The 24527-nt window shown below is 43.1% G+C and carries 18 protein-coding genes and 2 pseudogenes; 1 reads left to right on the forward strand and 19 read right to left on the reverse strand.

Annotation, left to right across the window (positions count from 1 at the left end):
* Nucleotides 1-92 precede the first annotated feature (92 nt).
* From CF651_RS06930 to CF651_RS06965, 7 genes are all read right to left on the reverse strand, one after another.
* Nucleotides 93-1499: an MBL fold metallo-hydrolase gene (locus tag CF651_RS06930; RefSeq protein ID WP_094014142.1), complete on the reverse strand. Its 1407-nt coding sequence runs from the start codon at nt 1497-1499 to the stop codon at nt 93-95.
* A 44-nt stretch (nt 1500-1543) separates the two neighbouring features.
* Complete coding sequence (locus tag CF651_RS06935; protein ID WP_094014143.1) at nt 1544-2101, reverse strand: hypothetical protein; 558 nt, start codon at nt 2099-2101, stop codon at nt 1544-1546.
* A 22-nt stretch (nt 2102-2123) separates the two neighbouring features.
* The gene (locus CF651_RS06940) at nt 2124-3323 is read right to left on the reverse strand and encodes an NAD(P)/FAD-dependent oxidoreductase (RefSeq protein WP_094014144.1); all 1200 of its coding nucleotides are present in this window, start codon (nt 3321-3323) and stop codon (nt 2124-2126) included.
* A gap of 367 nt (nt 3324-3690) precedes the next feature.
* Complete coding sequence (locus CF651_RS06950; protein ID WP_094014146.1) at nt 3691-4323, reverse strand: CGNR zinc finger domain-containing protein; 633 nt, start codon at nt 4321-4323, stop codon at nt 3691-3693.
* A gap of 99 nt (nt 4324-4422) precedes the next feature.
* Nucleotides 4423-5658, reverse strand: coding sequence for an MFS transporter (locus tag CF651_RS06955; protein WP_094014147.1), 1236 nt, complete (start codon nt 5656-5658; stop codon nt 4423-4425).
* Nucleotides 5659-5731: 73 nt separating this feature from the next.
* Nucleotides 5732-7228, reverse strand: coding sequence for a carboxylesterase/lipase family protein (locus CF651_RS06960; protein ID WP_094014148.1), 1497 nt, complete (start codon nt 7226-7228; stop codon nt 5732-5734).
* 355 nt (nt 7229-7583) lie between these two features.
* Complete coding sequence (locus CF651_RS06965) at nt 7584-10403, reverse strand: S-layer homology domain-containing protein (protein ID WP_094014149.1); 2820 nt, start codon at nt 10401-10403, stop codon at nt 7584-7586.
* A 447-nt stretch (nt 10404-10850) separates the two neighbouring features.
* Between CF651_RS06965 and CF651_RS06970 the strand changes: the two are divergent.
* Nucleotides 10851-11321 (forward strand): annotated as a pseudogene (locus CF651_RS06970) (IS256 family transposase); the annotation flags it as partial.
* A gap of 275 nt (nt 11322-11596) precedes the next feature.
* Here CF651_RS06970 and CF651_RS06975 read toward each other — a convergent pair.
* The 12 genes and pseudogenes from CF651_RS06975 to CF651_RS07040 form a co-directional block, all read right to left on the reverse strand.
* Nucleotides 11597-12160: an LOG family protein gene (locus tag CF651_RS06975; RefSeq protein ID WP_094014150.1), complete on the reverse strand. Its 564-nt coding sequence runs from the start codon at nt 12158-12160 to the stop codon at nt 11597-11599.
* Nucleotides 12161-12489: 329 nt separating this feature from the next.
* Nucleotides 12490-12870 (reverse strand): MerR family transcriptional regulator, encoded by a 381-nt coding sequence (locus CF651_RS06980; protein WP_094014151.1) that lies wholly within the window; start codon nt 12868-12870, stop codon nt 12490-12492.
* A 31-nt stretch (nt 12871-12901) separates the two neighbouring features.
* Entirely contained in the window at nt 12902-13630 is a 729-nt protein-coding gene (locus CF651_RS06985) for an SDR family oxidoreductase (RefSeq protein ID WP_094014152.1), read from the reverse strand.
* 622 nt (nt 13631-14252) lie between these two features.
* Entirely contained in the window at nt 14253-14936 is a 684-nt protein-coding gene (locus CF651_RS06990) for a hypothetical protein (protein WP_094014153.1), read from the reverse strand.
* 243 nt (nt 14937-15179) lie between these two features.
* A complete protein-coding gene (locus tag CF651_RS06995; RefSeq protein ID WP_094014154.1) occupies nt 15180-16238 on the reverse strand; it encodes a toll/interleukin-1 receptor domain-containing protein in 1059 nt (352 codons plus the stop codon).
* Nucleotides 16239-16292: 54 nt separating this feature from the next.
* Entirely contained in the window at nt 16293-16742 is a 450-nt protein-coding gene (locus tag CF651_RS07000) for a hypothetical protein (RefSeq protein WP_094014155.1), read from the reverse strand.
* A gap of 397 nt (nt 16743-17139) precedes the next feature.
* Nucleotides 17140-17379: pseudogene (locus tag CF651_RS07005) on the reverse strand (IS3 family transposase); the annotation flags it as partial.
* A 288-nt stretch (nt 17380-17667) separates the two neighbouring features.
* On the reverse strand, nt 17668-18063 hold the full coding sequence (locus CF651_RS07010) for a hypothetical protein (protein WP_094014157.1): 396 nt from the start codon (nt 18061-18063) through the stop codon (nt 17668-17670).
* 66 nt (nt 18064-18129) lie between these two features.
* A complete protein-coding gene (locus CF651_RS07015; RefSeq protein WP_094014158.1) occupies nt 18130-19410 on the reverse strand; it encodes a hypothetical protein in 1281 nt (426 codons plus the stop codon).
* A gap of 999 nt (nt 19411-20409) precedes the next feature.
* Nucleotides 20410-21729, reverse strand: a complete 1320-nt coding sequence (locus tag CF651_RS07030; RefSeq protein WP_094014161.1) for a hypothetical protein — start codon at nt 21727-21729, stop codon at nt 20410-20412.
* A gap of 738 nt (nt 21730-22467) precedes the next feature.
* Nucleotides 22468-22728: a colicin E3/pyocin S6 family cytotoxin gene (locus tag CF651_RS07035; protein ID WP_068773779.1), complete on the reverse strand. Its 261-nt coding sequence runs from the start codon at nt 22726-22728 to the stop codon at nt 22468-22470.
* 582 nt (nt 22729-23310) lie between these two features.
* A complete protein-coding gene (locus CF651_RS07040) occupies nt 23311-24207 on the reverse strand; it encodes a hypothetical protein (RefSeq protein ID WP_068773778.1) in 897 nt (298 codons plus the stop codon).
* Nucleotides 24208-24527 lie beyond the last annotated feature (320 nt).

Here is a 24527-nt window from a genome sequence, read left to right on the forward strand (position 1 = left end):
GAATAACAGAAGGACTGACCAGGTTCAAGCTCAACCGAGTCAGTCCCCGCAAACCGGGAATATTTTGTAAAGTAAACCGTAGAGCGGAAAGCTTATTTAACGACGGGGAGTCCAGCTCTTGTCCACTCCAAATAGCCTCCCTTAACATTCAGAACGTTCTTGAATCCGCCCGCTTGGAGCAAACTGGCGGCAATCGCCGAGCGCGCCCCGCTTCGACACTGCATCACATAGGTCATGCCCTGCGGCAGCTGTTGCATGCGGTCTGGCAGCGTTCCGAGCATGAAGTGGTTCGCACCTTGTATTCTGCCCTCATCCCACTCGGCTTGGTTGCGCACGTCCACCAAATAATAGCTCTCGTCGCCAAGCAGCTGCTGCAACTGATGAACATCGATCTCTTCGTACTTTTCGACCGATTGCGGGGTCGCCAGCGCGGTCGAAGGCTCAATCAAGCCGACAACGCGATCCAGACCGATCGAAGCGAGCGCTTTACGGATATCGTCCAACTGTTCCCCTTGGGCGATCAGAACGATATCCTGATCGTATTTGACGAGCCACCCCGCCCAGTTCGTAAACGATTTATTAAACGGAATGTTGATCGATCCGCTGAAATGCGCTTTGGCATAGTCGGCGGACGGCCGCGTATCGATAAGAACGGTATCGGCTGGAAGCTCTTTTAATTGGTCTGCACCGGCAATCACCGGAATACGCTCCGATGCCGCGTACGCGGGTCCTACTTTGTTCAGATGCTTCATCATAGCAAAATATTTCGGCGGTTCCGGCTGCCCCGTCAGCAGTGTCTTGACGAACTGTTCTTCGTCTTCAATTTGCAGCGCCCAATTGTTCCGCTTCTCGTAGCCGACTGTCGATGCTGGTACGGCGCCAAGTGCCTTGCCGCAGGCGCTGCCTGCACCATGCGCCGGCCATACCTGAAGGAAATCGGGAAGGGCCTTAAACTTTTTCAACGAACGGAACATTTGTCTTGCTCCAATATCGGAGGTACCGACGATACCCGCCGCTTTCTCCAGCAAATCCGGTCTTCCAATGTCGCCAACAAAAACGAAGTCTCCGGAGAATATGCCCATTGGCTCCACAGAGCCGCCGCCGAGATCAGTTAGCAGGAAGGAAATGCTCTCCGGCGTATGCCCTGGCGTATGAATCACCTGAAACTCCACATTGCCGATCTTGAATGTGCTGCCATCTTTAACGAGCACATGCTGCACATCGTTCAAATATAGGTATTTCCAATTTTCGTCCCCTTCATCCGACAAGTAGAGCACAGCTCCGCATTCCTTCGCAAGCTGCCTGGCTCCGGAGACGAAGTCGGCATGAATGTGCGTCTCCGTCGCCGCTGTAATCGTCAGTCCTTCCTTCTTAGCCGTTCTCAAATAAGGCTCCACATTACGGGCCGGGTCGATGACAATCGCCTCCCCGGTTCTTTGGCAGCCGACCAAGTAAGACATATGAGCAAGATTCTCGTCAAAAAACGATCTGAAAAACATTACGCTTCACCTGTCCTTTTCTGAAAATGATTTACGTTCACCTATTACGACTTTTTATGCTTTCCAATGACCTCCAGCAGTGTTTCCACATAGCGGAAGCCGCGGATGAGCACCGGATTTTTCAACAATTTGTACAAACGCACCAATGATATTGACCCGTAGTCCGTTTCGGAGTGAAATTTTTCATTAGTCTCCTTCAAAATGTCCGCCCCCGCCTGAACGAGCGGAAGCTCCTCGAGTCCTTTGGCCAAATAGCCAACCGATTCTTTATCCGTCGCGACCTGCGCCGCAAATTGGACCCACTGCTCCGCCTTTTCCAGCATTTCGAGCAGCGCAGGCAGCTTTTGCATCAAAGCAACAAGCGAATCCACATGCTCTCCGGTAAGATGAAAGCTCTTCAGCTTGGCTTCTGTTTCGGAAGCCATGCTGAAGAGCGAGTGTTTGTCGCTCAGCACATTGTGCACAAAGGCAGCCTTCTCTTCCATAAATTGAACTCCAGCGGCAAGTTCAGGCAGCTTTTGAAGCAAGTAGAGCAGCGCCTCGCCGTGCTCGGGATTTTCCAGCACCATTTTTATTTGCGAGTCGGTTGTAGGGCTGATCATAAAGACTCCCTCCTTTCCTCCATTACATGAGTCCGCGCAGCATTCCGTTCCAATACATCACCGGCAGCAAATGTTTCTTCATTAAATACATGCTGGTTCGCTCCTGTGACTGATCCAAAGGAAACGACTCCGCAGGATTTTTATCATAGTCGAATTCCGCAAGCACCAGCTTGTTGTAGCCGGTAACGAGCGGGCAGGAGGTGTACCCGTCATAATGGGCATTCATCCTCTTCCCGTCCATAAGCGCAAGCAAATTGTCCGCAACAGTCGGCGCCTGCTTGCGTACCGCCGCGCCCGTTTTCGATGTAGGCAGATTGGTGCAATCCCCAGCGCCGAACACGTTCGGATATTTATTGTGCTGAAGCGTATACTTATCTACGTCGACCCAACCGCCCGCATCCGCAATCGCGCTTTCGGCAATGAACCGATACGGTCCCATTGGCGGTGTGACATGAATCATGTCGTAATCGAGCGTGGATGTTTCCTGCGTGTCCAATTGCTTGAATGTCGCTTTTTTGTTTTCTCCGTCGATGGCAACCAATTCCACACGATACATCGTGTCGATATTCTTTCTTTCCACCACTTTATTCAGCGTGTCGGCATACCGTTTCACGGCAAATATGTTGGGCAGTCCGGAAGCAAACAAGATACGGCTCTTATCGCGAACACCCGACTGTCTGAAATAATCGTCAGCCAGGTACATAATTTTTTGCGGAGCACCGCCGCACTTGACCTGTGTGGAAGGCTGCGTGAAAAGGGCCGTTCCGCCTTTAAAATTGCGGATATTGTCCCAGGTGCTTTGCACGTATTGAACGGAATAGTTGCTGCATACTCCGTTTTTGCCGATAGCTTCCTTCAAGCCCGGAATTTGATCCCAGTAAATTTGGATGCCAGCGGTAACGACCAAATAATCGTATGTGATCGCTCCGCTGCTGCCAGTCAAGAGCTTGTTCTCATCAGGCAATAGGGCAGTGACTTCATCGCGAATCCACTTGACGCCTTCCGGAATCAAGCTCGATTGATTCCTTACAGAGTCTTCCAGCCGAGCAGCCCCGCCCCCGACAAGCGTCCACAATGGTTGGTAATAGTGCTTGTCCGACGGGTCTACTATAATGATGTGATCTTTCAGATGTGGTGCTTTACGGATCAATCGGGAAGCAATCGAAATGCCGGCCGATCCTGCTCCGACAATGGCAATCGTCGTTTTGTTTGCGGTATCCATAAAAACAACCTCCTTTGGATGGTTGAGTATGATATTTGTTCTACACACAAAGCATACAATAAGCGGGTATGAATACCTATAGGGGTATACCCCTAAAATAAACCTTGTACGGTATAGAGGCGTAAATGTTAAAAAAAGCCCGTACCATCAAGGCACGGGCAAGCGACATTTATATTCAAGCTAACGGCAGCGACATTTTTAATTACACGTTCACAAAGAGGAGAAGTCTGCGGTATTCCATGATTAACCAGGGGAAGGAGCCCGCAAACCCGCTTGGCTCCTTTTTTGTTGTTGCAAATTTGATTGGATTGTAATATTCCCAGCAGATACCCGCAGCGCTCTCTTGTAGGGCAGTCGGGTCGTTTGTTCAACTATTGGAGCGTTTGCGTTTGCGGAAGGCCGCCACGCTTTCACGATGAGCACATGCCTCGGAGCAGTAAAGCTTTGATTTGTTTTTGGATGTATCGATAAAGACCTTCTGACAGGAAGTAGAAGCACAAATTCCAAATCTCTCCGTTCCAAACTCTATCAATACAAAAGAGAGCCCCATTGTAGTTGTCGTCGCCAACCAATGAGCGCACCCGTCCTCCACCGATTCAAAATGCAAATGGTAAGGTCCATGCAGCCAGCTTATTCTTGGCGTCGCCCCGCTCATTCGCAGTTGCTCATTCAAAAGCGCAGCTGCTTCCTGTGCCTTCCGTTCTCTTGCCAGCTCGAACACCGTGCGCAAAGATTTTCTGAGCGATCGGACGATCTTGACATCCTCCGTACTCACAGGCCACGATTGAACGGTTTCCCGATGTATTGCGATAGCGGCATCCCAATCAAAGCCTCCATTCTTCTCCGAGACCAAATCCTGGATTCGCTTCTCGCTATCAACAAGAAATTGCTTTAATTCTTGTGGCGTCGACAAGTTATCGGTTCCTTTGACAGGGCATAGCGTATTGATGAGGTCCACGCCAAGATATATGGATAATGATTCGTAATATGTAAAATTCATTGTACCGGCCTCTCCTGTTTATCTGTAACTATCACATGCAATAAGATTTTAACATGTTACACCAATAAGAGAAAGCAGGGACGCAAAAAAACGGCCCGATCAGGCCGTTTGCGATTGCTTCGCTTCTTTCAGAAGCGGGATCATGATGACCACAGCAACAACTAAAAGAACAGCTGCTGCCGAATACATTCCAAAGAGCGTGACAGAAGCCTTCACCCAGCCGGATATGCCCATCGTCAGCACCATGGCACCCGTGAACAACGGCGTCAGAAAGCCGTTTACCCGGCCAACGAATGCTTCCTCGGCGTTTTTCAGGATGAGGGTGCCGAATCCGATATGAATGGCGGGATAAGCGAGCCCGTTAATAAAATTCGCTGCGATCGTGAGCCAAAGCTGGGTAGATAGCCCGGAGAGGAAAATCCCGACGGCGCTTATGGCTATACCAAGCGAAAGCAAATGCTGGGGCGGCAGCTTTTTAGAAACGGCCATCGTAGCCCCGCCGCCAATCATCATCGCAATGCCATTTGCCACCAACAGCCATTGCAAATACTCTTTCGGAAGCGCTAGACGTTCCGTCACAAGGAAAATGGCAAGCGGCTGGATAAGGCCGAGCGCCAAGCCCGCCAGGACGAAGCACCAACCAAGTATTTTGAGTGTGCTGCTCGCCAGCACGTAACGGAAACCAAGCTTCATTTCACGGAAGATGGAGCTATCCTTTTTCTCGACTTCGATATGCCGGTCCGCGGGCAGCAGCATCAAGGAAGCGGCGGATAAGAAGAACGCAATGCCGACGATGCCAATAGAGATGCGGATGCCGCACTGTTGAAAGATGAACGTACCGAGCCCCGGCCCCAAAATCATAAATATGGCGAAAAGCGTCTGATACAGCGACATACCCGCTTGCATAAGCTCCTCGGGTACGTACAGCTTGAACAGCTTCATGCCCGCAGGTTGGGAAAATTGCGACAAGATCGAAGAAACGAGCGTTGCCAGAAACACCATTTGCCAGCCGCCGAACGACATGCCGAGCAGGACGATGAACACGGACAGCGCACTGAGCAAATCGCTGCCCACCATCGTCCGTTTTGGGAGCCAGCGGTCGGCGAAGGTGCCCCCGATGAAGGAAAACAGGAAGATCGGCGCGAACTCCGCGATAGAAATCATCGAGATTGCGAACGGATCTTTGTTCGTTTGTTCGGTGACATAAAGAAGGATGGCAATATTTCGTACCCAGATGCCGATCTGCAGGAACAAGGCTGATGTCAAAATAACCTGCAATACTCTGTTGCGCAGCAATGCGGAATGAACCGGTGAACCGGTAGATAAATTAGTCATATAGGATCATCTCTCCTATTCGAAAGGAATATGGTGCAATATACGAATATCTTTATTCACGAATTCCATTTCCTCACTCGCTCTCTTTTTGAAAATGATTTATCCCAGCTAAGTCACCTACAGCACCAATAACCGTAGCATACCGCATGGTTTGTCTCTGATTCGGCTCATAAGATGGCCATGGGATGGAGACGCCGGGATTGCCAGTTCGTATAAACCCCAGCCAAGCCCTGCGTATAGCAGCTGATAAATCTGCAACAACCTCTGGATTAGCCCCTTGCAATATCGGTGCTTCCCTACAAGCTTCAAAATTTCCGAATACAAACGGTACCTCTATGCCGTGGCAGGCTTTAAAAGGAGAACCCTGCGGCGCCCAATCAAACTGATAAACCCAAGTACGGGAACCGGATTTCTGAGCTGCTTCTGCTAACCGCAAAGAGGGAAACCGGATCGTATATTCAGTAACCAAGTCAGTAAGTAGATCGATATGGGTATGACCAGGTCGCCGCCAACGATATTGCTCAATTGCGTCTTCCTTCCCGGTCAAGGCCAAAAAATGCTCGTTCACCAAAGCTGGATCAAGGGCCTTTATGCTCCCAAAAAGTGCACTCGCCTCCTCTCTGTTGGTACCAATAATAAGATCAATACCCGCTTCGCCAGCACCTTTTGCAGCCATCTCAATAAATCGATCCGTAGTAGAAAGAGAATCGAAGACAGGCATAAAAGGAAGAACCACTTGACCAAATCGTGCAATCTCCTGGGCTATCTTTCCTGTTGCCTGTAAGATTGGTATCGGCGACATGGTGTTCAACTGAGTAATTATGTCTTTTGAATTCCTTTGATCCACATTCAAGATCTCCAGCAGCCGGTTGGTATGTTCCCATGCTTTTGCTTCCGATAAAGGCGTAAGGCCTGCAGGTGCGCTTTGAAGAATTGCTCTATGGAAAAGCCCGCGGGCCTCTTGCATTGCCAAAAGGCACATAATTACATGGGCTCCAGATGATTGTCCCATAACCGTGACCTGATCAGGATCTCCGCCAAAACACGCAATATGATTTTGAACCCATTTTAATGCAGTCAGGATATCGTAAATCCCCATTTTCCCATCGCTAACCTCAGGGTAATACAAGAATCCAAAAGCACCGAGTCGGTAATTGACTCCTACGGTAACGATGTTTCCAGCCTTGGAAAGTTCCGCTCCATCGTACCAATCCAGCGACCCAGCGCCAGTCATATAATGCCCGCCATGCAACCAGACAACAACAGGGCGTTTTTCCTTATCGATGGCAGGTGTTGAAATCGTGAGCGATAAACAATCTTCTCCCTGCGGCAGTTCAGTAGAATCTCCGATAGTATGGCGTAATGGAGAAGGAGGTTGTGGAGCAATAAAGCCGTGATTACTTGCATCTCGAATTCCCGTCCAAGCGGATACAGGGCGTGCCCGAGAAAAGCGAGGCTCCCCCTCGGGTGCTTCGGCATAGGGAACACCACGAAACTGAACGATATCTTTCCATCGAATGCCTTGAAGTGAGCCAAGTGAGGTTTGTACGATCCCCGATTCATTTCTCATAAAAGGTAACTCCTTTGCATGTAATATGATAAAACAGTTTTGCATGTTACCATATTATTCAAATCCATGTAACATGTCAATATGTTTTTGCATATTACATCAACTGTCGAACGGGACATGTTGCTTTAATTGATTTTGGAGCAAAATGATTGTGCTCATCGCTGCTCCAATTTTAGTAAAAAAATCAATATAAACACAAACAACCATTCCATGATGTTAACATCGTAGGAATGGTTGTTTGTCAATTGTTCGGCATATCTCGGATTACACAAAATCTATATCTAAAGATTTATGAAACATATTTTCGAACGATGTATGCAACCATGAGGAAAATGAAAGGCGAGCTTTTGACTGCTTATTTCATATTTACCATTCGATAAATCATAACTGCCGTTTCAGCCCTGGTGGCCGCTCCACTTGGATTGATTTCATGGCCGTTTCCTTCTACAATACCTTTCTTGACTAAGAATGCTACGCCTTCCGCCGCATATGGTGAGATCTGAGTGTGATCGGTGAATTGGGAAAGGTCAGCAGTGTTCGCTTGAACATCATGGCCAGCAAGCATGAATGCTCTGGCGCAGAGCAGCATCAGATCTTCCCGGGTAACATCCTGTTTAGGCCCGAAAGTGGTACCTTCCAAACCGTTGACAAGGCCTAGCTGCTTCGCAGTGCCAAGCGCTTCGTAGTAGTAATCCTCTTTTGCCACATCGCTAAAGTTTGATGTAAATTCCGACTTCAGGTCCAAAGCCCGAACAAGAAGCAACACCACATCCGCACGAGAAATTCTCTTATCAGGAGCAAACATTTTGTCCGAAGTTCCTTGTATGATACCTTTAGAAGCCAAAGTATCAATAGCTTCAACGGCCCAAGAATAAGTTCCATCAACATCGCTAAATAATTTTGATGGAGATCCTGCGGAAATCCCGGTAGAAGCTGTTGGGGCACCTGGTTTAGTTGACGTTGGCGGTACGGCAGGTGTCGTGCCGAGAGATGAAGTTCCTGCAGGATCCGTGTTATTGCTCACAGTTTCGCCCGAATTGCTTGCAGAACTGCCGGTTGATCCGCCGCCTGATGATCTACGACGTCCATCCGTGCTAAATGATGCGTTGAGCGGGCTGCTTTGGTTGCCCTCAAGATCATACGCTACTACCGAGAAAGAATAACTGGTGCTTCCAATCAAATCTGTCAGAGTATACGAGTATGTGGTACCTGGTACCGTTCCAATCAGCAATGCGTCACGATATACGCTGTAGCCGGCGACCCCCGATTCGTCCGTAGCCGCTGGCCAGTTCAAGGTAAGACTCGTTTGGCCCACGTTCGAGCTTGTTAAGCCTCCTTTTTCAGGCCAGCTTGGAGGCGCTGTGTCATTAGTGACTTTTACCCGGATACTGTCAGTATCATAAATCACTTTCACCGTGTAACCGCTAGGCAAACCTGTTGTCTCCACAGATGAAAATTGTCCATTTCGCCGATCCTTACCATGTGTGATGATCGTGACGATGCCGTTGTCAGGTACATAGTTATTTGTAAAGTTCAGACGCAATTTCCCATTGAGACTTACGTCGCCCTTTATTTCGAGCAAATCATTATTACTTCCAAGATTAAGTTCAAGCGCACCTTCAGCAGATTGCGTGTAACTTGCACCGATGGTCATCGTTCCAGCAACATTCTCAATCATGGCTCCCCCGGTGACCGCAACATCTCCGGTTCCGAAAGCCGTATTGGAATCACCATCTAGTATACCGTCTGTTATCTGCGTACCTCCAGAATAAGTGTTGTCACCCTGCAGCTTTAATGTGCCCGTTCCCCCTTTAGTCAGCTTTCCTGTGCCGGAAATATCGTTCCGCCAGCGATCCAAGGCATGAAAACCGCCTTTGTAGGCATCCATGGTTACCGTAACGTCTCCCACAAATGCGCCATAACCATCAGCGGCTGCAAAGAGATTAAGCCTTCCCCATCCTTCCGTATCATCAAGCAGTGGATAGCCTGATGGAATACCCGTCGTGGCCAAAACCCACCGGCGCTGCGTGTTGTCGAGATAAGGCAACCGTGTTTCCAGCAGAACTTCCGCTCCCTTAGGAACTACCATTGGGTTCATAGTTGCATTGATCTGGTTAAATCCGTAGGTCAGACGCCCCGTATACTCTTTTTTGTTCTTTACATAATCACTGAAACGATCTTCCGCTGTACCGGTTTGGGTTAGCAAATTCGCATGAGCATTGTCATAAGCAGCCTGTTTGATCGCGGCATTAGCCGGATCATTCAAAGTAGCGGCCGCCATGGCCGTTGCCAAGACACGTCCGCCCATCACATCCAGCGGGGAGTGCATCCCGGTTACAATCCGGTTATTTCCAAGTTCCGAGGCTCGGGTCAAGAGCTCTTGGAACCTTTCGGGTACAGCATAAGCCAACGAGAAAGCAGCAAGATACGCAGCATTCGTATGACCGCTTGGAAAACCGCCGTCCGAGGCCGGAGTGCTGCTTTTTGCCGGTATCAAGGTAGGTATAAGAACATTTTCGCCAAGCTGACGCCATGGTCGAGGATACTGATAGAAGTTTTTGGATGGATTGCCTGATGCATAGTTGCCTCGGACCGTTCCGATCAGAGTTACCATCTTGCCAAGCTCAGAGTTCACATTTCCTGCAGCATTGGAACTGTTGCCGTCGTCGTATTTTTTCGTTGTGGCATCAGCCGCAACATCCTGAATCGTTGTGTATGTTCCCGATTTGGAACGATAGACATCGGTGAGTGATCCCAGACCTTCCGTTACTGAGTAGGTTTGATTTCTTCGATCATCTAAGTATGCCGCTGTTTCTTGATCAGCAGTGCGGGTAGCTGCAATATTTGCCACATACTGCATATTAGCATCCAGCACACCGGGGTTCACCTTGGTGCCATTTTTCCAGTAATACACCGAATCGGTTACTTTGTCTCCAGGCGTCCAAAGATCCAGAAACTTAGATAGCGTCCCAATGGCGGGATTAGAGCTTACCATGTTATTAGCTGTAATATTATTTTGATAATTATCTACAAAATACCCCCAAGACGGCGCTGACTGCGGAGTTACTGTAGTTGGCAATGCTGCCGCACCTGCAAAGCTTCCATTCAGAGAGCTTAATAGTAGGGGCAGTACCAATGCCAAGGTTACATGCTTTCTTTTTAATTTCGTTGTCAAATGATGTCACTCCTTATGCTATATTTATGCCTATTATAATCATGTCAAAAAAAAGAACCCTTAAAAACTTATAGATTAATCTATAAGTTTTTTGGGCTAATTTAAAGATATAGTAAACTACATGATTCGCTTAGGTGAGCTTCATGTACAACCCGCCAGCACAATAACTGCACCAGCGCAAACAAAGCCTCAATCACTGCTTCTTGTTAAATTACTGCCAACATAGGACGCCACATCCGTCAAGCTACACTCATGTTCATAATGAAGTTTAATATATTTTAGAGCTTTATCAATTTTATTTTCACTATACCATTCCTGCCATCTATGAAACCATTTCATGAAACCAGTACTAAGCTCCCGGATCCACTCAAGGATTTGAATGGAGGTCCAATCGGTCATTTCAACAGAAGTGTTATAAAGATCGCTCTCTCGATTTCAGCTTGCTACCCGCAGACCGAGATTCAAAAGTGTATTATTCACCAAATTCGCAACTCCATCCGCTATGTTTCTTACAAGGATGTAAAGAAAGTAACAGCAGATCTCAAGCCGATCTACAAAGCGGCAACCGAAGAAGCAGCCCAGCTCGAAATGGATCGCTTCGAGGAGACATGGGGAGAAAAATATCCACTCATTGTGCGCTCCTGGCGGCAAAACTGGGATGAATTGACCACCTTTTTTAAATACCCGCCGGAATTGCGCAAGCTCATCTACACCACCAACATGATTGAGAGCTACCATCGGCAACTGCGTATAGTGACGAAGGGCAAAAGCATCTTCCCGACAGACGAATCGCTGCTGAAAATGCTATACCTCTCCACGATGGACGTACTGAGAAAATGAACAGGACGGGTTCAGAACTGGGGCCAAATCCTGCTTCAACTGACCGTGTATTACCCCGAACGCGTCCAAGTACGCTAAAAGCGGCTTTATTTGGAGTGGTGGGCATGGTAGGCTGTTTGCCGGTGCGAGGAGGCTTCAAGTCAACTCGCCCACTCGCTGAAAACCATGCCCAAAAATAAAGGTGTAGCGCTCTGCGACACCACCACCTACTCTACCGAAAGCGAAAAATAAAAATAAAGAAGCAAAATTATATAGAATATGGTTATGGTAGAAATAATCTTACGTTATTGTGACATGGTTAACTCCTTCCGCATCTTTTTGTTGAGCTAATGTTCTCCAATAGCTGAAATGAGCTACCATTTATGTATATATTCCGCTTTATAGTTCTTTAGCTTCTCGATTAAGTTTGTTGAATCATCGTCAATTACAATTAAATTTTTATACGGATCTTTTACAAACCCTTGTTCAATCATATGATCAAAAAGCGATAACATCGGCGTGTAGTATTGATTGATATTTAGTAACGCACATGGTTTATTATGATATCCTAGCTGAGCCCATGTAAAGACTTCAAACCATTCTTCTAACGTGCCGGTCCCACCAGGGAGTGCGATAAATCCATCAGCACGCTCTGCCATTAAAGCTTTTCTTTCATGCATAGTTTCAACGATATGAAGTTCTGTTAGATGTTCGTGAGCAATTTCCACATTAGCCAGTTTTTTTGGTATTACTCCGATGACCTTACCACCAGACTCTATGACCGCATCGGCAACAGCACCCATACAACCGACTGTTGCTCCTCCGTATACAAGATCCAATCCATGCGCTACCAAAACTTCCCCTAATTTCTTTGCTTCATTCATATAAATAGGGTCATTTCCAGTGCCTGATCCACAGTATACAGCGATTGTTTTCATATCTTCGTCCACTATCCTCTCTGCATTTTCTTATAATAGACTATCTCAAAGTATGTCTCTCTTCAAGAAAGACTTAGTTTTAGGCATTGAACCTTGATACGCTAAACTACCAATTACTTCATTGAAAAAGGGCAGCTGCCGGAATGGCGATCCGCTCGGTGCTGCCTAGACTGGACAGTCAAGAATTATTGGCCGCTGTTAATGTAAAGAACCATGCCGAATACTGGTTCCCATAAAAAAATACAGAACACCGGTAGTCGCTTTCACAGTGTTCTGTCATTGCATATGCTATTTACAGCGCCATTCCAAGCAATCTACGGAATTTAATGTTACGAATCCTTCAGCAGGCTTTTCTTATTCGCAATTTTGTAATCTAGCACGCCTAAAATTTTCTGCAAATGATCGATTTGGTCTTGGAGCTTCCTTCTATACGATTGAACTTTATCATACACTTCGGGTGCAGACAGGATGTCTTCCTTGTAGGAGAGAGATGCAAACTCTTTTATATCTTTAAGAGAAACCCCCATCTTCTTCAGACAAATAATAAGCTCCATTAACTGCATGTCTTCCTTGTTATACACTCGTCGGCCATTCTCTCTTCTTTTCGCCCGGGGAAGCAGTCCGATCTTCTCGTAATAGCGGAGTGCATCCTCTGTCAATCCGGTCATTTTTGAGATTTCCTTGATTGAAAAAGCGGCGGCACTGCCCATCCTAAGACCTTCCTATCTTCATGAAGTAAAGTCACCAAGGAATTACGCCTTGCTCATTGAAGTAGCCTCCCGTGGGACCTTCTTCCGTAAGTGTAGCATAACGGACAATGATTCGTGAACCTTGTTCCGGTGTCAGATCGCCGTATCCGTTATTGAAATCGGTAGCAACAAAACCAGGGCAAATAGAATTTACTTTAGCAGGGGTATCTTTCAAAGTAAAAGCAAGATGAGTGGTAAGCTGGTTCAGTGCAGTTTTGGAACTACTATAGGCCAATGCCTTTAAAGGATATACGCCACTAGCCGGGTCGCTATGCAGCGTTATAGATCCTATGGAGCTTGAAATATTGACAATTCGCGGGGCATCCGATTTTTCAATGAGGGGGAGCATAGCTTGACTGACCGAGAACGCGCAAAAAAAGTTCGTGTCGAATGATCTCTTTAAATCTGCTACGCTCAGATCCGTAAATTTATGAATATCACCAATTCCTGCGTTGTTAATAAGCACATCCAGTTTTCCATACTCCATTGAGATTTTCTGAGCTGCTGCGTCAATGGTGGCTTGATCGGTCACATCCAGTTCGATACAATGTGCATCATTTTCTTGGGCTTGCTGTTTTGCTGCCGCTTCTGCCCCTTTCTCTTTGTTTCTCGCTCCTAGCAGAACCGTATACCCTAGACTCCCCAATTGGCGGGCCGTTTCAAATCCAAGCCCTCTGTTGCCTCCCGTAATCAAAGCTACCTTCCTCAATTGTACGGTCATTTCTTCTCACCTATCCTTCTCTTTTTGAGCGGAATGACGTGCATCATTACGCTTTTGAACATTACATCGCTCATGTTACAACTTGGTGTTAACACCAAGTCAAGCGGTAAATACAAAAAAGGGCAGTAACTGTCTGCCCTTTGCCATTATGTAAATTACCATATATTAGAACTAAAGCCCGACCATCAAGGCTCGGGCCAACGACATTTATGTTCAAACTCAACGACAAATTAAGTTCAAATCGACGACAAAATTATTTACAACTCACAGAGTGAGAGAGAGAGGTGTGATGTTGCATAATAGGTGAGAATTATAGGCCTAAATTCTTTGATCTTTCGTAAGTGATTGTGTCAACAAAAATGAGAATTTTGTTCTCCACATTTTATCCTACTAAAGGATTTTTCATAAATAATGCAAAAAAGGTCACTTTGCAAATATGCAAAGATCATGCATATTATTCAGTCCTTTTTGGAGATAAATCTAACATGATGATTATTGTATATTTATGCACGGAGAGCTTCTAAAAATTCGATAAATAATAGGCAGCCGTAGGCTGCCGCCGCGCAGTGTATATTAAAAAAAACTTCTCGCGTCAAACCGTACGAATTGCCTACTGACCCCCTCATGTATCAAAGCCTCGATAAATGCCCCATAAGAGCATTTCCCACTCAATATCGAGTGCCTGACCAATGTTGTACTCTATTGCAAAGAAACTATGTTCTTGCTCGTCACAAAATCTCTTAACATTAGAGTGGCACAGTTCCTTAATCTTAGCCGCACTACCGAACTTATCAAAAGAGTCATTAATTCCCTTGATCTCCTTGCAATCTTCGCTATATACTTCATACTTTCTTGGAATCCTGTTCAAAGGATTTACTCCAATCAGAATATTAAAACAAGGGATCTTCTCTGAATAAGCAGTCTGTTTATAGATATCCTGCAGTACACCATTCTTCACTCCTGAATCTCCGTAGAACGTCTTTTCATAGCCACTTTCGCCATTCCTTTTCCCACGCTCGGTACTGGCAATGAACCATGCATGTCGCGCCTTGAACTCAAATATTGCGACAGGATTTGTTTGCCTATTATGGTATCGAATTATTGCTAAATCCCGTCTCTTTTCCCACTCTCGTTGAATAAAGTAGTCTTCATTGTCTTTGAGGGTTTTGGCGAAGTGAAGGTTAAACTTATCTCGGATATTCAACTCAGTTCTAGAATTGCTATAGAGAATAGCCAACTCATTTGGAAACCACGTTTCGTTCAAACTTTTCAGGCAATTTTTAATATACTCTGGCGTGAACAACATTATTGAACAACACTCCTAATGCATTTGATTTCTATACACCTTGACCGTTCTCATAATCTTCCTCTAGGGTTAAATCCATGGTACCAGTTCTTATGTTCCAATTGATGAAATATTTCGATAAATAACCAGATAAACCTTTCTTTTATCTAGTAAAAAAGTCTCATAACGATTGCTTTAGGGAGTCAAAGACTAAAGCATAAAAAGCCGCTAGCTATTAGCGGCTTCTCTGCTTTGTAATCCAATTCAATAAGACAATTCCATACCCCTGATCCTCAGAACCTTTTGCCAGACGTCAATATTGGAAAGATCCGGTTCTAATCCGTATTCCTCCTCAAACTGTTCGGTTACCTCCGGTGACATACCTTCGAGTGCATCGCTCAATAAATCCAATGCTTTGTCCGCTTTTCTTACCAACGGATGAGCATCATTTATCGTAATCTTATTTTCATCTTGATCTATAAATTTTCTTGCCGCTAATTTATGTATTGCACTCCAGCCGTCAATTGGCTCTGGTTTGAAGTTGTGTGAGAAATACCTGTAGTGGAAAATCAGGCTCACCATCATTGAATCTAATTGGTCTAGGGATGACTTGGCATCATCGATAAATTCTTGCAATTCGTCCCATTCATCAGTATTGTGCGACCTAAGAACCTGCTTGACCGAAGTTTGATCTTTTAGTTTCTTCAACTCTTCAATCAAGCTTTCCTTTTCATCACACTCATTGATTTTCTCTTCTAGTTCGGTTTCAAGTTCCTTCAACTGATCCTGAAGCTTAGTGAATACCCCTACTGGAACTGTAAGTGGCCCTTCTTTTTGACGCTGTTTCATGTATTTCTTTATAGAGTCCAAAAATTGCTTACACCTCAAGTTATATTCGCCCGAACGGATCTTACCTGTTAAACCTTTAGTTTCCATTTCATCTCTTAACTTGAGAAGATCATTCTCGTTTACCGTCAAGACGTTCGTAACCCCGCGCAGAGCAGATCGGTCTAATAACTTATATGACGCTGGTGGTATTACAATCGGGTAAATATTTTGATTATTCGCCCATGCTGCTCCCATTTCATTCAGGCAAAAATCACTGTCCATATAGTTATCAGTCAACATCATAATAACCAATTCTGCTGAGTTAATATTGGTTTTAATATGCTCAGGGAAGTTAACACCGGTTGGAATATCTCCACCCGAAGTGTAATATATTTCTTCTCGATCAACCTTTAACCCCATAACAAGTAAATCAATAAAAGGTTGAACGACCACATCGGCATCTTTTACAGCATGACTTATAAAAATCTTCGGCATATGAGTCTCCCCTTCAGATAAATAACTTTAACGTCAAACAGGCAGCTCCATTGGTTACAAGATCGCTTTTAACTTACGTTGAAAGTCTGGAGTGAACACATTCTTACTTATCGCATCAGCAAACAGCATCAGAAGTTCATTCTCATTGATATCAAGTGGACGAAGAATCAACCTCTCGTTATCATTTTTGTTTTTCTTATAGTAAGCGAACCTAATTTCATCCTCGCCGCTCGCCTTTACAGTTATCCGCTCAATAGTGCTGACTGTTTCACCATCAACCAATCGACCTTGCTTTAACAGGTCGCAATATTCGGTACTTTTCAAAATCTCCGTCTTTTCATTTGTTTCTTTGTGTAAGTCAATTACCTTGAAATCAACAAGTAGCTTTGACAGGGCATGATTGATTAACGAATTCTTACTCATCTTCGTCTTGTCAGCAAGGTTAGTCAGTGCATCATCGATGTCTTGGGAGAGAGACAAATTCAGTCGAGTTTTTTCATCCATCTTATACACCTCTTATCAAAAGTCATTCTCGCTTATGGTGTCATTTTAACACCATAAGCGAGAATCAGTCAATACCCCGTTTGCTACCATGCACGCAACCTTTCGGATAAACCACTTACAGCTCGATACCCCAAGAGAAGGGAGCGACCACATTACCAGATAAATCAAATAGTCCAATGAAGCCTTCTGGATTTAACATTGATTTGACCATTCTCCAATAGTTCAAAATGAACGCAGGTGCAAGGGAGAACCGCGTTTCCTTTTTCATCGGTTAATCCGTAAAAGGATTGCTTAACCCCCTTTTCGTTTCGCTTCTCGATGATCATTCGATATGCGGATTGACCTTTTGTGAGAACTGAACTACTGTCAATAGATTGGACACATAGAATCGAGAGAATTACGCAGCAGGTCGGTACATACGTTCGCACTGATTGGGAGTAAAATAGCCAATGGAGGAATGGATTCGCTTTCCATTGTAGAAACACGCAATATACTCAAAAATCCGTTCTCTTGCTTCTTTGCGGGTCTTGAACTTCACCAAGTATACGAGTTCTTTCTTCAGCACGCTGTGGAACGATTCGTTACAAGCATTATCCCCTTTACGGCTCATGCTGCCTTTCATCTTATATTTTTTAAGCTGCTACTTCATTCGATTTTGTATACACCTATCGTGTTAAATCTCTTAGTTTATATCCGAAAATGAACTTTTGCTCCTCCCTACGAGAAGTTCTCAAAAGCACCGCGATATTTTCGACTGAAATACAAAACGGCAGTATAGGAACTCGGTAAACGAGTCCTATACTGCCGTTTTCTTATCCGCCTGTCTCGGGAACTGATACGCTGAGTTCCAAACTTAACGAAATCCGAGAGGTTTTGGCGGAAAATAATACCGACCTCAGCAAATAAGTTCAGTACTGCTCTAAAATTATTTTTTTGTTTTTGATTTTCTCTTTGGAGGTATTACATCCAATTGAGTAAAATCGAAACGACAACCATCTTCCGCTTCTTCAACAACTACTTTTTCACCCTCATTAACGCTGATGATGTAGTCCAGCAGTTTGGATGAGATTTTCTTCTTGTCGTTTACCCTGAGAACATAATCTCTGATGTCAAATTCAACACATTCTTTATAATCATACACAAATATCTTTACATCAATTGTGGTTCCAAAGTATTCGGAACCAGTTACTACAGTGCCATTTGATCCCGGAAGATGGCGGTATTTCGGCTGGTCTTTCTTTTTGATTCCAGTGAGTAAGTGAGTTACTTGGTGAACAGTTTTTTCGATATTCACGATTCTTCCTTTAAGACGATTTGTCATATTAATCACTCCTCAGTTTTGATAACTCAATTGTACTGAGGAAAATGAAATTTTTCGTGGAAAGTTTTAATCTTGAATATTCCCCGATGGATATCGAAAATAGACTGACTCACTTTTGAGTCCCATTGTTCTGTAGTAAATATTTACGATAGTTTCAAACCAAAAATCCAACATCGTGACTTGATACCGATGATCAACTGATTCTACTATGTCTTTAAATTCAGTCTTTACGAAATCGATATATTTGAATGCAGTCTTTAGCCTATCTTCCTCACCATTTAATAGTGATTGCAAAATCGGCTGTATCCTATACAAAATTAAATTACTAGCAGCTAAATATCTTGGTTCTTTCAAGGTCTGATTACTCTTTTTACGTAAAAACAAATAATGCGAAAGTGGAGTTACTACTTCGGAAAACGCATAATTATCTTTATTATCTTTGTACCTCTGAATGGGAGTGTATTCTTGAAAACACTTTTTTAGCCTTTCATAGCTCTTCTTTATTTCTTTTGAAGAGGGATCATTATTGCCCGCGAGTAATTTTGCAAGTACAACTGCTACGTCTTTTAGCCCATAAACACTCTTCACATCTACAGTGACCTTATCAGTTTTGCATTCTGTAAAGTAACTTTTACCAGGTAACTGAAGTTCATAATAATTATTAACGTAAGCTGTTCTCATAAAATGATAAAACCTTAAATATGGGTTCTGTTGTTGCTGAGTATCAGAATCTTTCTTATTTTCTTTAACTTGATTGTATTTATTGATAGCCTCCAGTACAATTTCCTCAAAGTACTCAACATTTAGTATTTCAATGGGATCTTCGAAATAGTGAACAAAAATTAGTCTAAGTGTTTTATCAATGTAATGGTTGAGCTCATTTTTCTTCTCTTCCATAGAATTCAAGACAATATCCATGTCAAATAGATGTGATGATTCAGCCATCAATGGAATTGAATATCTGTATCTGTTCTCATTTAATCGAATGTCTACATCAGAGAGGCTACGACAGCTTTTACATGCATCTTCGTAAACATTAGGATATATTTCTGCCTCATAGTAAGCTTCCTGTAACTTTAACACTTCGTTCAAATCTGCCTCAAAATCATCTTTAGCCCTATTCTTTGCAGTGAGTGATTTCAACGTCATTTCTTTTGTGTGTAACCATTTCAGTATTAATTCGATTTGAGTACTATCACTTAGAGCAAGGGTTTTCCTGATAGTTCGAATTCTCTTTAGGTACATGTCGAAATTTGAATCATAATTTATTTCATTTTTATTTAGATTAAGCAGAGAAGTTAACCTTTCTTTCTGCTTCATATTACTGCCTTTTGAATCATCTCCCATAGAATTCTCACGTTCCTTCATTTCAATAGTATCAATAATCCTTATCTACGGTATTATGACCACCCAAAGCCTATGTGTATCCTTCAGTGTCTCTTTCTCCTTACGGTATATCGTCCTAAAATAGTTTAGACGAAGATGACCTTCTATCAAATGATAGGTTTACCCATGTCCGGATGAGAGTTGTTTTGGTACACAATAATAGGCACATTCCATGTCCTATGTTCTAGAATGTATTTCTGCAACCATGTTCTATCATGTCGTTCATAAATCTGATACCCCAAGGAGTCAATCAAATTTGGGTAGTATGACTTGATATTATCGAAGATATCTTCTTTTGACCAAAGCTCATCGTTAAAGACCATCTTTTCAAACCCAAGGAACGAATAATCATTAATTTGAGAATAATGTCTATATATCCAATTTTCCAAGGCACACTCGGGGAAATTTAGAAGTTCCGATCCAACGCACAACTTTTACTCAGCGAATGGCTCTTTGTCAAATCCTTCACCAAGTGGTCTTAGCCTCTCAATCAGGTCTTTACTCATTATTTCATCCCACTAATGTTCAAATTTTTAATAACCTTATTATAGAAAGAGTCGAGCATAATCGATGTATGATCATCCGTATATTTCTCCCAGTATGGCTTTCTATACCTGTAATTCTCAATGAACTTTTGATGTAAATCCCGCTCTTTTATGATTATAATATCATCGACTTCATTGAATTGAGAGTATGTGATATCTACAATCGTTCCGTCAAATTCAAGCCATGCATGGCTCATGATTTCTCCATTATCACCGTGGTATTCAGCGCCAACTAGCTTCAAAGTGATACAGCCATTTTCATATAAATATCTATGCAATATCCACAATGCATCTTGGCAGCATCCAAGTGGAAAATTATTGTATGGGGAAGGTAAGTCCTCCGTGTGCAAGATAGCTTCATAGAATTATCTTTTATCCCTCTTAAGTTCCTCCATTTATCCTCCCAAAAGCATTACTAAAATAAATTAGGGTATTCTTTCTTAAAATCAAAATCATCCCCTAAATGTTTTTTCGCTTCCTCTAACAAACGATTATGTTGAGAACCAGCATACCTTCTTTGGTAACACTGCTCGTTATAATTTGCTTCACTTAGTAGATCCTTGAAGTGATCTCCAGTAAAGTTTTTGTAATAAGGTTCGATACAATTATCAAATGCGTGTTCAGCCGAACTATATTGACCACTGTGAACGTAGTAACTAATCATGGTATCGTAAAATTGTGTTACGCATTGATTTTTTTCAGACAATTGATATAGAAATTTAACCTCATTTGATTGTAGTTCGTAATTGTGAACGTAAGGTTGATTATGGTAATAATAACTTTGCTCCCATAATTTTTCTTCGAGCATATTGAGATGCTCTTCAAATGATCCTGATAGAAAATGAGCTTTAATGAGTAATTTGTAGTTATCCCGGATTCGGTTTCTTAATAGTTCCGCCACGTGATCGCTTAATAAAGGGTATACATTCGGGTATAGAGTTAAGAAATCTACGAACTTATTAATTGTAAGGCTATTGTCCAAAAATTCGCTGAAATACGTACTCTCGTTCTTTATGTACGGAAATAAGATGCCCTCGTTGTTTTGATAAATGATTATGAGTACCTGGTAATTAATATCTCGATTTTTTCTTTCTTTATCGCCATTATTCCTAAATACAATTTTCCATAAATTCTTAAAGATATATTCGGTCAATTCCTTATTAAAATGCTGCAAGTATTTAGAGTGGATATAAGATTCAAGCCTTTCTGAATTTGCAAACTCATTTTTTATTCGTTCTATCTCTTCCATGAAAGGGCTAAATACATTTTTCGATAATATGGGAATCTTGGTCAGTAATCCCTCAAGCATATTAGTAGTGAGCGACACCGCTAGTTCAAGATTAGGTTCATATAGAATATCTATCGAACTCAAAACAGGGTGCGCCGATAAATTTCGATAACTCTTCAAGGTTACAATGTGAGTATAAACGTCATTCTCCAAAAGCTTAGCTTCCTTAAATGATTTTTCAATTAAATTACTTTCCCATGCCGGTGAAACTGGTGTATCTTCCTTCTCTGCATTTAGGTCTTCCAGTATTTTTCTAGCCTTGTCATCGTTATGGATATCCCTTAAATCCATTAGCTTAAATATTAAATCACAAATTACAACCGAATAGAGCATAACAACTGCTGATCTATAATTTCGATGTTCGATTGAACTAATGACTTCGTTAAAATACGACTTGGTTTTATGATGATATATTTTTTCTTTCAATATATTTATTGACTCTAACACAATAACATTCCTCTCATCATCAATTTGGGGGTGTAGTAATCCTTATTAAAAACTCTTTAGAGTATAGTGGTCTGGTTCATTACATGCTCCGCAATTTATATGCCTTTCAAAACCAAAAAGAATTTTGGGCAATACTTTGCCTAATGTTCCAGAGATACAATTCCTGTGTTGACCTTAACCTGTACCGTAATGCCCACATTTGTATTTGTAAAAGTATATTGGGAACATTCGCTCAGGTTGCTCCAACATTAACTGATTAATATAAGGGCAATGCCTCGGATTTGATTTATCTTCTTCTTTATGATCCCAAAGATCATTAAGACCTTGAAGAAACAATGAACATTGTCTTGAGGGATCTTTTATTGCATGACAATTTCCTGCAAGTAAATAGAAACTAACGCATTTACCGTGAAGATCAAAATCCTTCACAAGAATTTCATCTGTATTCAGCTTTAGAAAACTATTTACTCGATTCCTATTTATTAAGGTTTTTCTGATTAGCGATATACTTTGCACTCCTTGGATTGGATTCTAAAGTTCCAGATATTCAATTCAGCCAAGAAAATATGACAAGACCAACTTATACTCGACTCAATTCTACAGATAGATTTCGACGCATTATGCGAGATTTCCTTTGAGGCATAAGGAAATCTGCTGGAACCTACTCTTCATAAAAATCGAATAGAACACCGAATAAAGCAAACCGGCAGATTCTACTGCCGGCTGGCTTTGAGGAGATTAAATGATTCCCTTAAGGGTTTTCCGCTTGTCCTGACCTTTTTTCGGATGCCAGTCACCTTCGGGAGTCTTGACACCGAGATGTTTGCCCCGGGTATCATAGACCTCTACCTCGCTATGCAAAGCGTCCTTATGGTAGTAGTAACCCTGAGCATCCCGGTAGATTCGCTGGTTTTTATTTCGCATGTTCGTGGGTCGAAGTGCCATAAGAAGAGGATACTTCGAACCCGGGATGCCTGTCCAGTCAGTGCTTGTCTTCATTTACATCGCTCCTTTGGAAGAAATAAAAAAAGCGCTGGAAGTCCAGCGCTCGACCGCAGATGTTGCGGAGAAAACAAAAAAAGGCCCAAGTGGGTTGCCTTTACCGGCAAGCCACTTGGGCCTAATCCTTTAAATGTATTGATCTGAGTTTTTGGCTGATCTTTAATGAAAAATAGGGAAACAAGAAAGAGCGAGCTACTGTCTTCGTCAATCCTTCTGGGCCTAGTCCTTTAATATATTGTTATGAATTCTTGGCTGATTTTTAACGAAATTTTGGGGGAACAAAAAAAGGCCCCAATGCGGCAGCTAATAACAACTGCGCATTGGGACCTGAAGTCACATAAGGAGATCTGAAAAGATAAAGCTACTTGCTGCTTGCACATAACACAGGACTCGCTACAAAAAACGTCCATATTAAAAAAATGAAAATTACATGTGGGGTATAAATAACAAATAGCGGTTAGATGGATTGAAAAATAGATGTCACTTTAAATTTATTAATATTATATAACTATCATACAATGCAGATTAAAACCTGTACAGGGAATGGTTCCCGAGTTTAAGATCCAAATTACAGACGTTTTAATTATCTACAAAAAATTTTTTTATATATTTAAAGAGGCTGGCCTCACCACGGCATTTGTTCTTGTTTAACGTTTGCTGAGATACTCCCAATGTAATTGCAGCCTCGATTTCAGTCATTGAAGTTGTACCGTACACCAGGTCCAACGCCTCGACCTGCTTCTTGTATCTTATTAATTCCCGATGTAGGCCCGTGCGAACGACCCACTCAAACAATCCGCGACGATTGTTCATGGTCAACTCAGTACCTTCCTGAATAATTCGGATACAAGCGTTTATTAGCTTTTGTCGCTCTCCCTCATCGGTTAACGGTATATCACGCGCCTGAAGCTGGCGGTTATATTCCTCCAAGAGTTCATGTTTAGGCCGTGCTGTTGTTTTCCCGGCATTAATGTACTTTTCCTGGTTCCAATCACGAATCAATCTACGTTGAACGCAGAGCTTAATGTACCTCCTTAACCTTCCAAGCTCTGGAGAGAACGACGGCAAAAATTCTGCGATTATGGCTGAGTACATTTCCTGCTCTTTATCCTCATGAGTTGCAATGGAAGCATCCGTCCATAGCCAAGATACTGCTCTGCGTACCATTGGATGGAAATAACCTATAAAGCGCGATTTATCCTCTTCCGTCACGAAAAGGTTCGCTTTTAGCAGGGCACCAATCCTAATGACATTATCATCAGACAAGAGCGGATCAATCGGACGTAACGGCCTGCTATCGGGCAACTGTGAAATATCTTCAATTGTGCTTATGAGAAAAATAGTGTAGGGTTTCTTTAGTCTTTCGTTGTACTTGAGAAGGATTACGCGTAGCGCGGAAGGTAACGAGTATGCATTAACAGCTTCATCCACTTTAACACCCGAAAAGGTCACTCCACTTATTCGATATTCTCTCATTAAACCCACCTTTCTTCTGTATTGTATCAAATTTGAAGTTTGTCGTAAGTCTATGTCAAAGGACCACGTCAACCAGAAAGAAAGCCACTGAACCCGAGTATGATCTCATATCGGTTGTGCGCAAACATTTTAGAATTCTGTGTATAACTAAACGTTTGGAGACAATCGTAATGGTTTGTCTCCTCAAACAAGCGTACAGTATAGCGATGGAACAAGGTCCGGCTCCAGGTGTCCCCAAAGGAAGTATTGGCCGATTAAATCTACTAAAACCGGGAGGTCCGTGTGTACTTCAGGAAGTGAGGCGTTCGGCTCTGTGCACC

Source organism: Paenibacillus rigui, from assembly GCF_002234615.1.
GTDB lineage: Bacteria > Bacillota > Bacilli > Paenibacillales > NBRC-103111 > Paenibacillus_S > Paenibacillus_S rigui.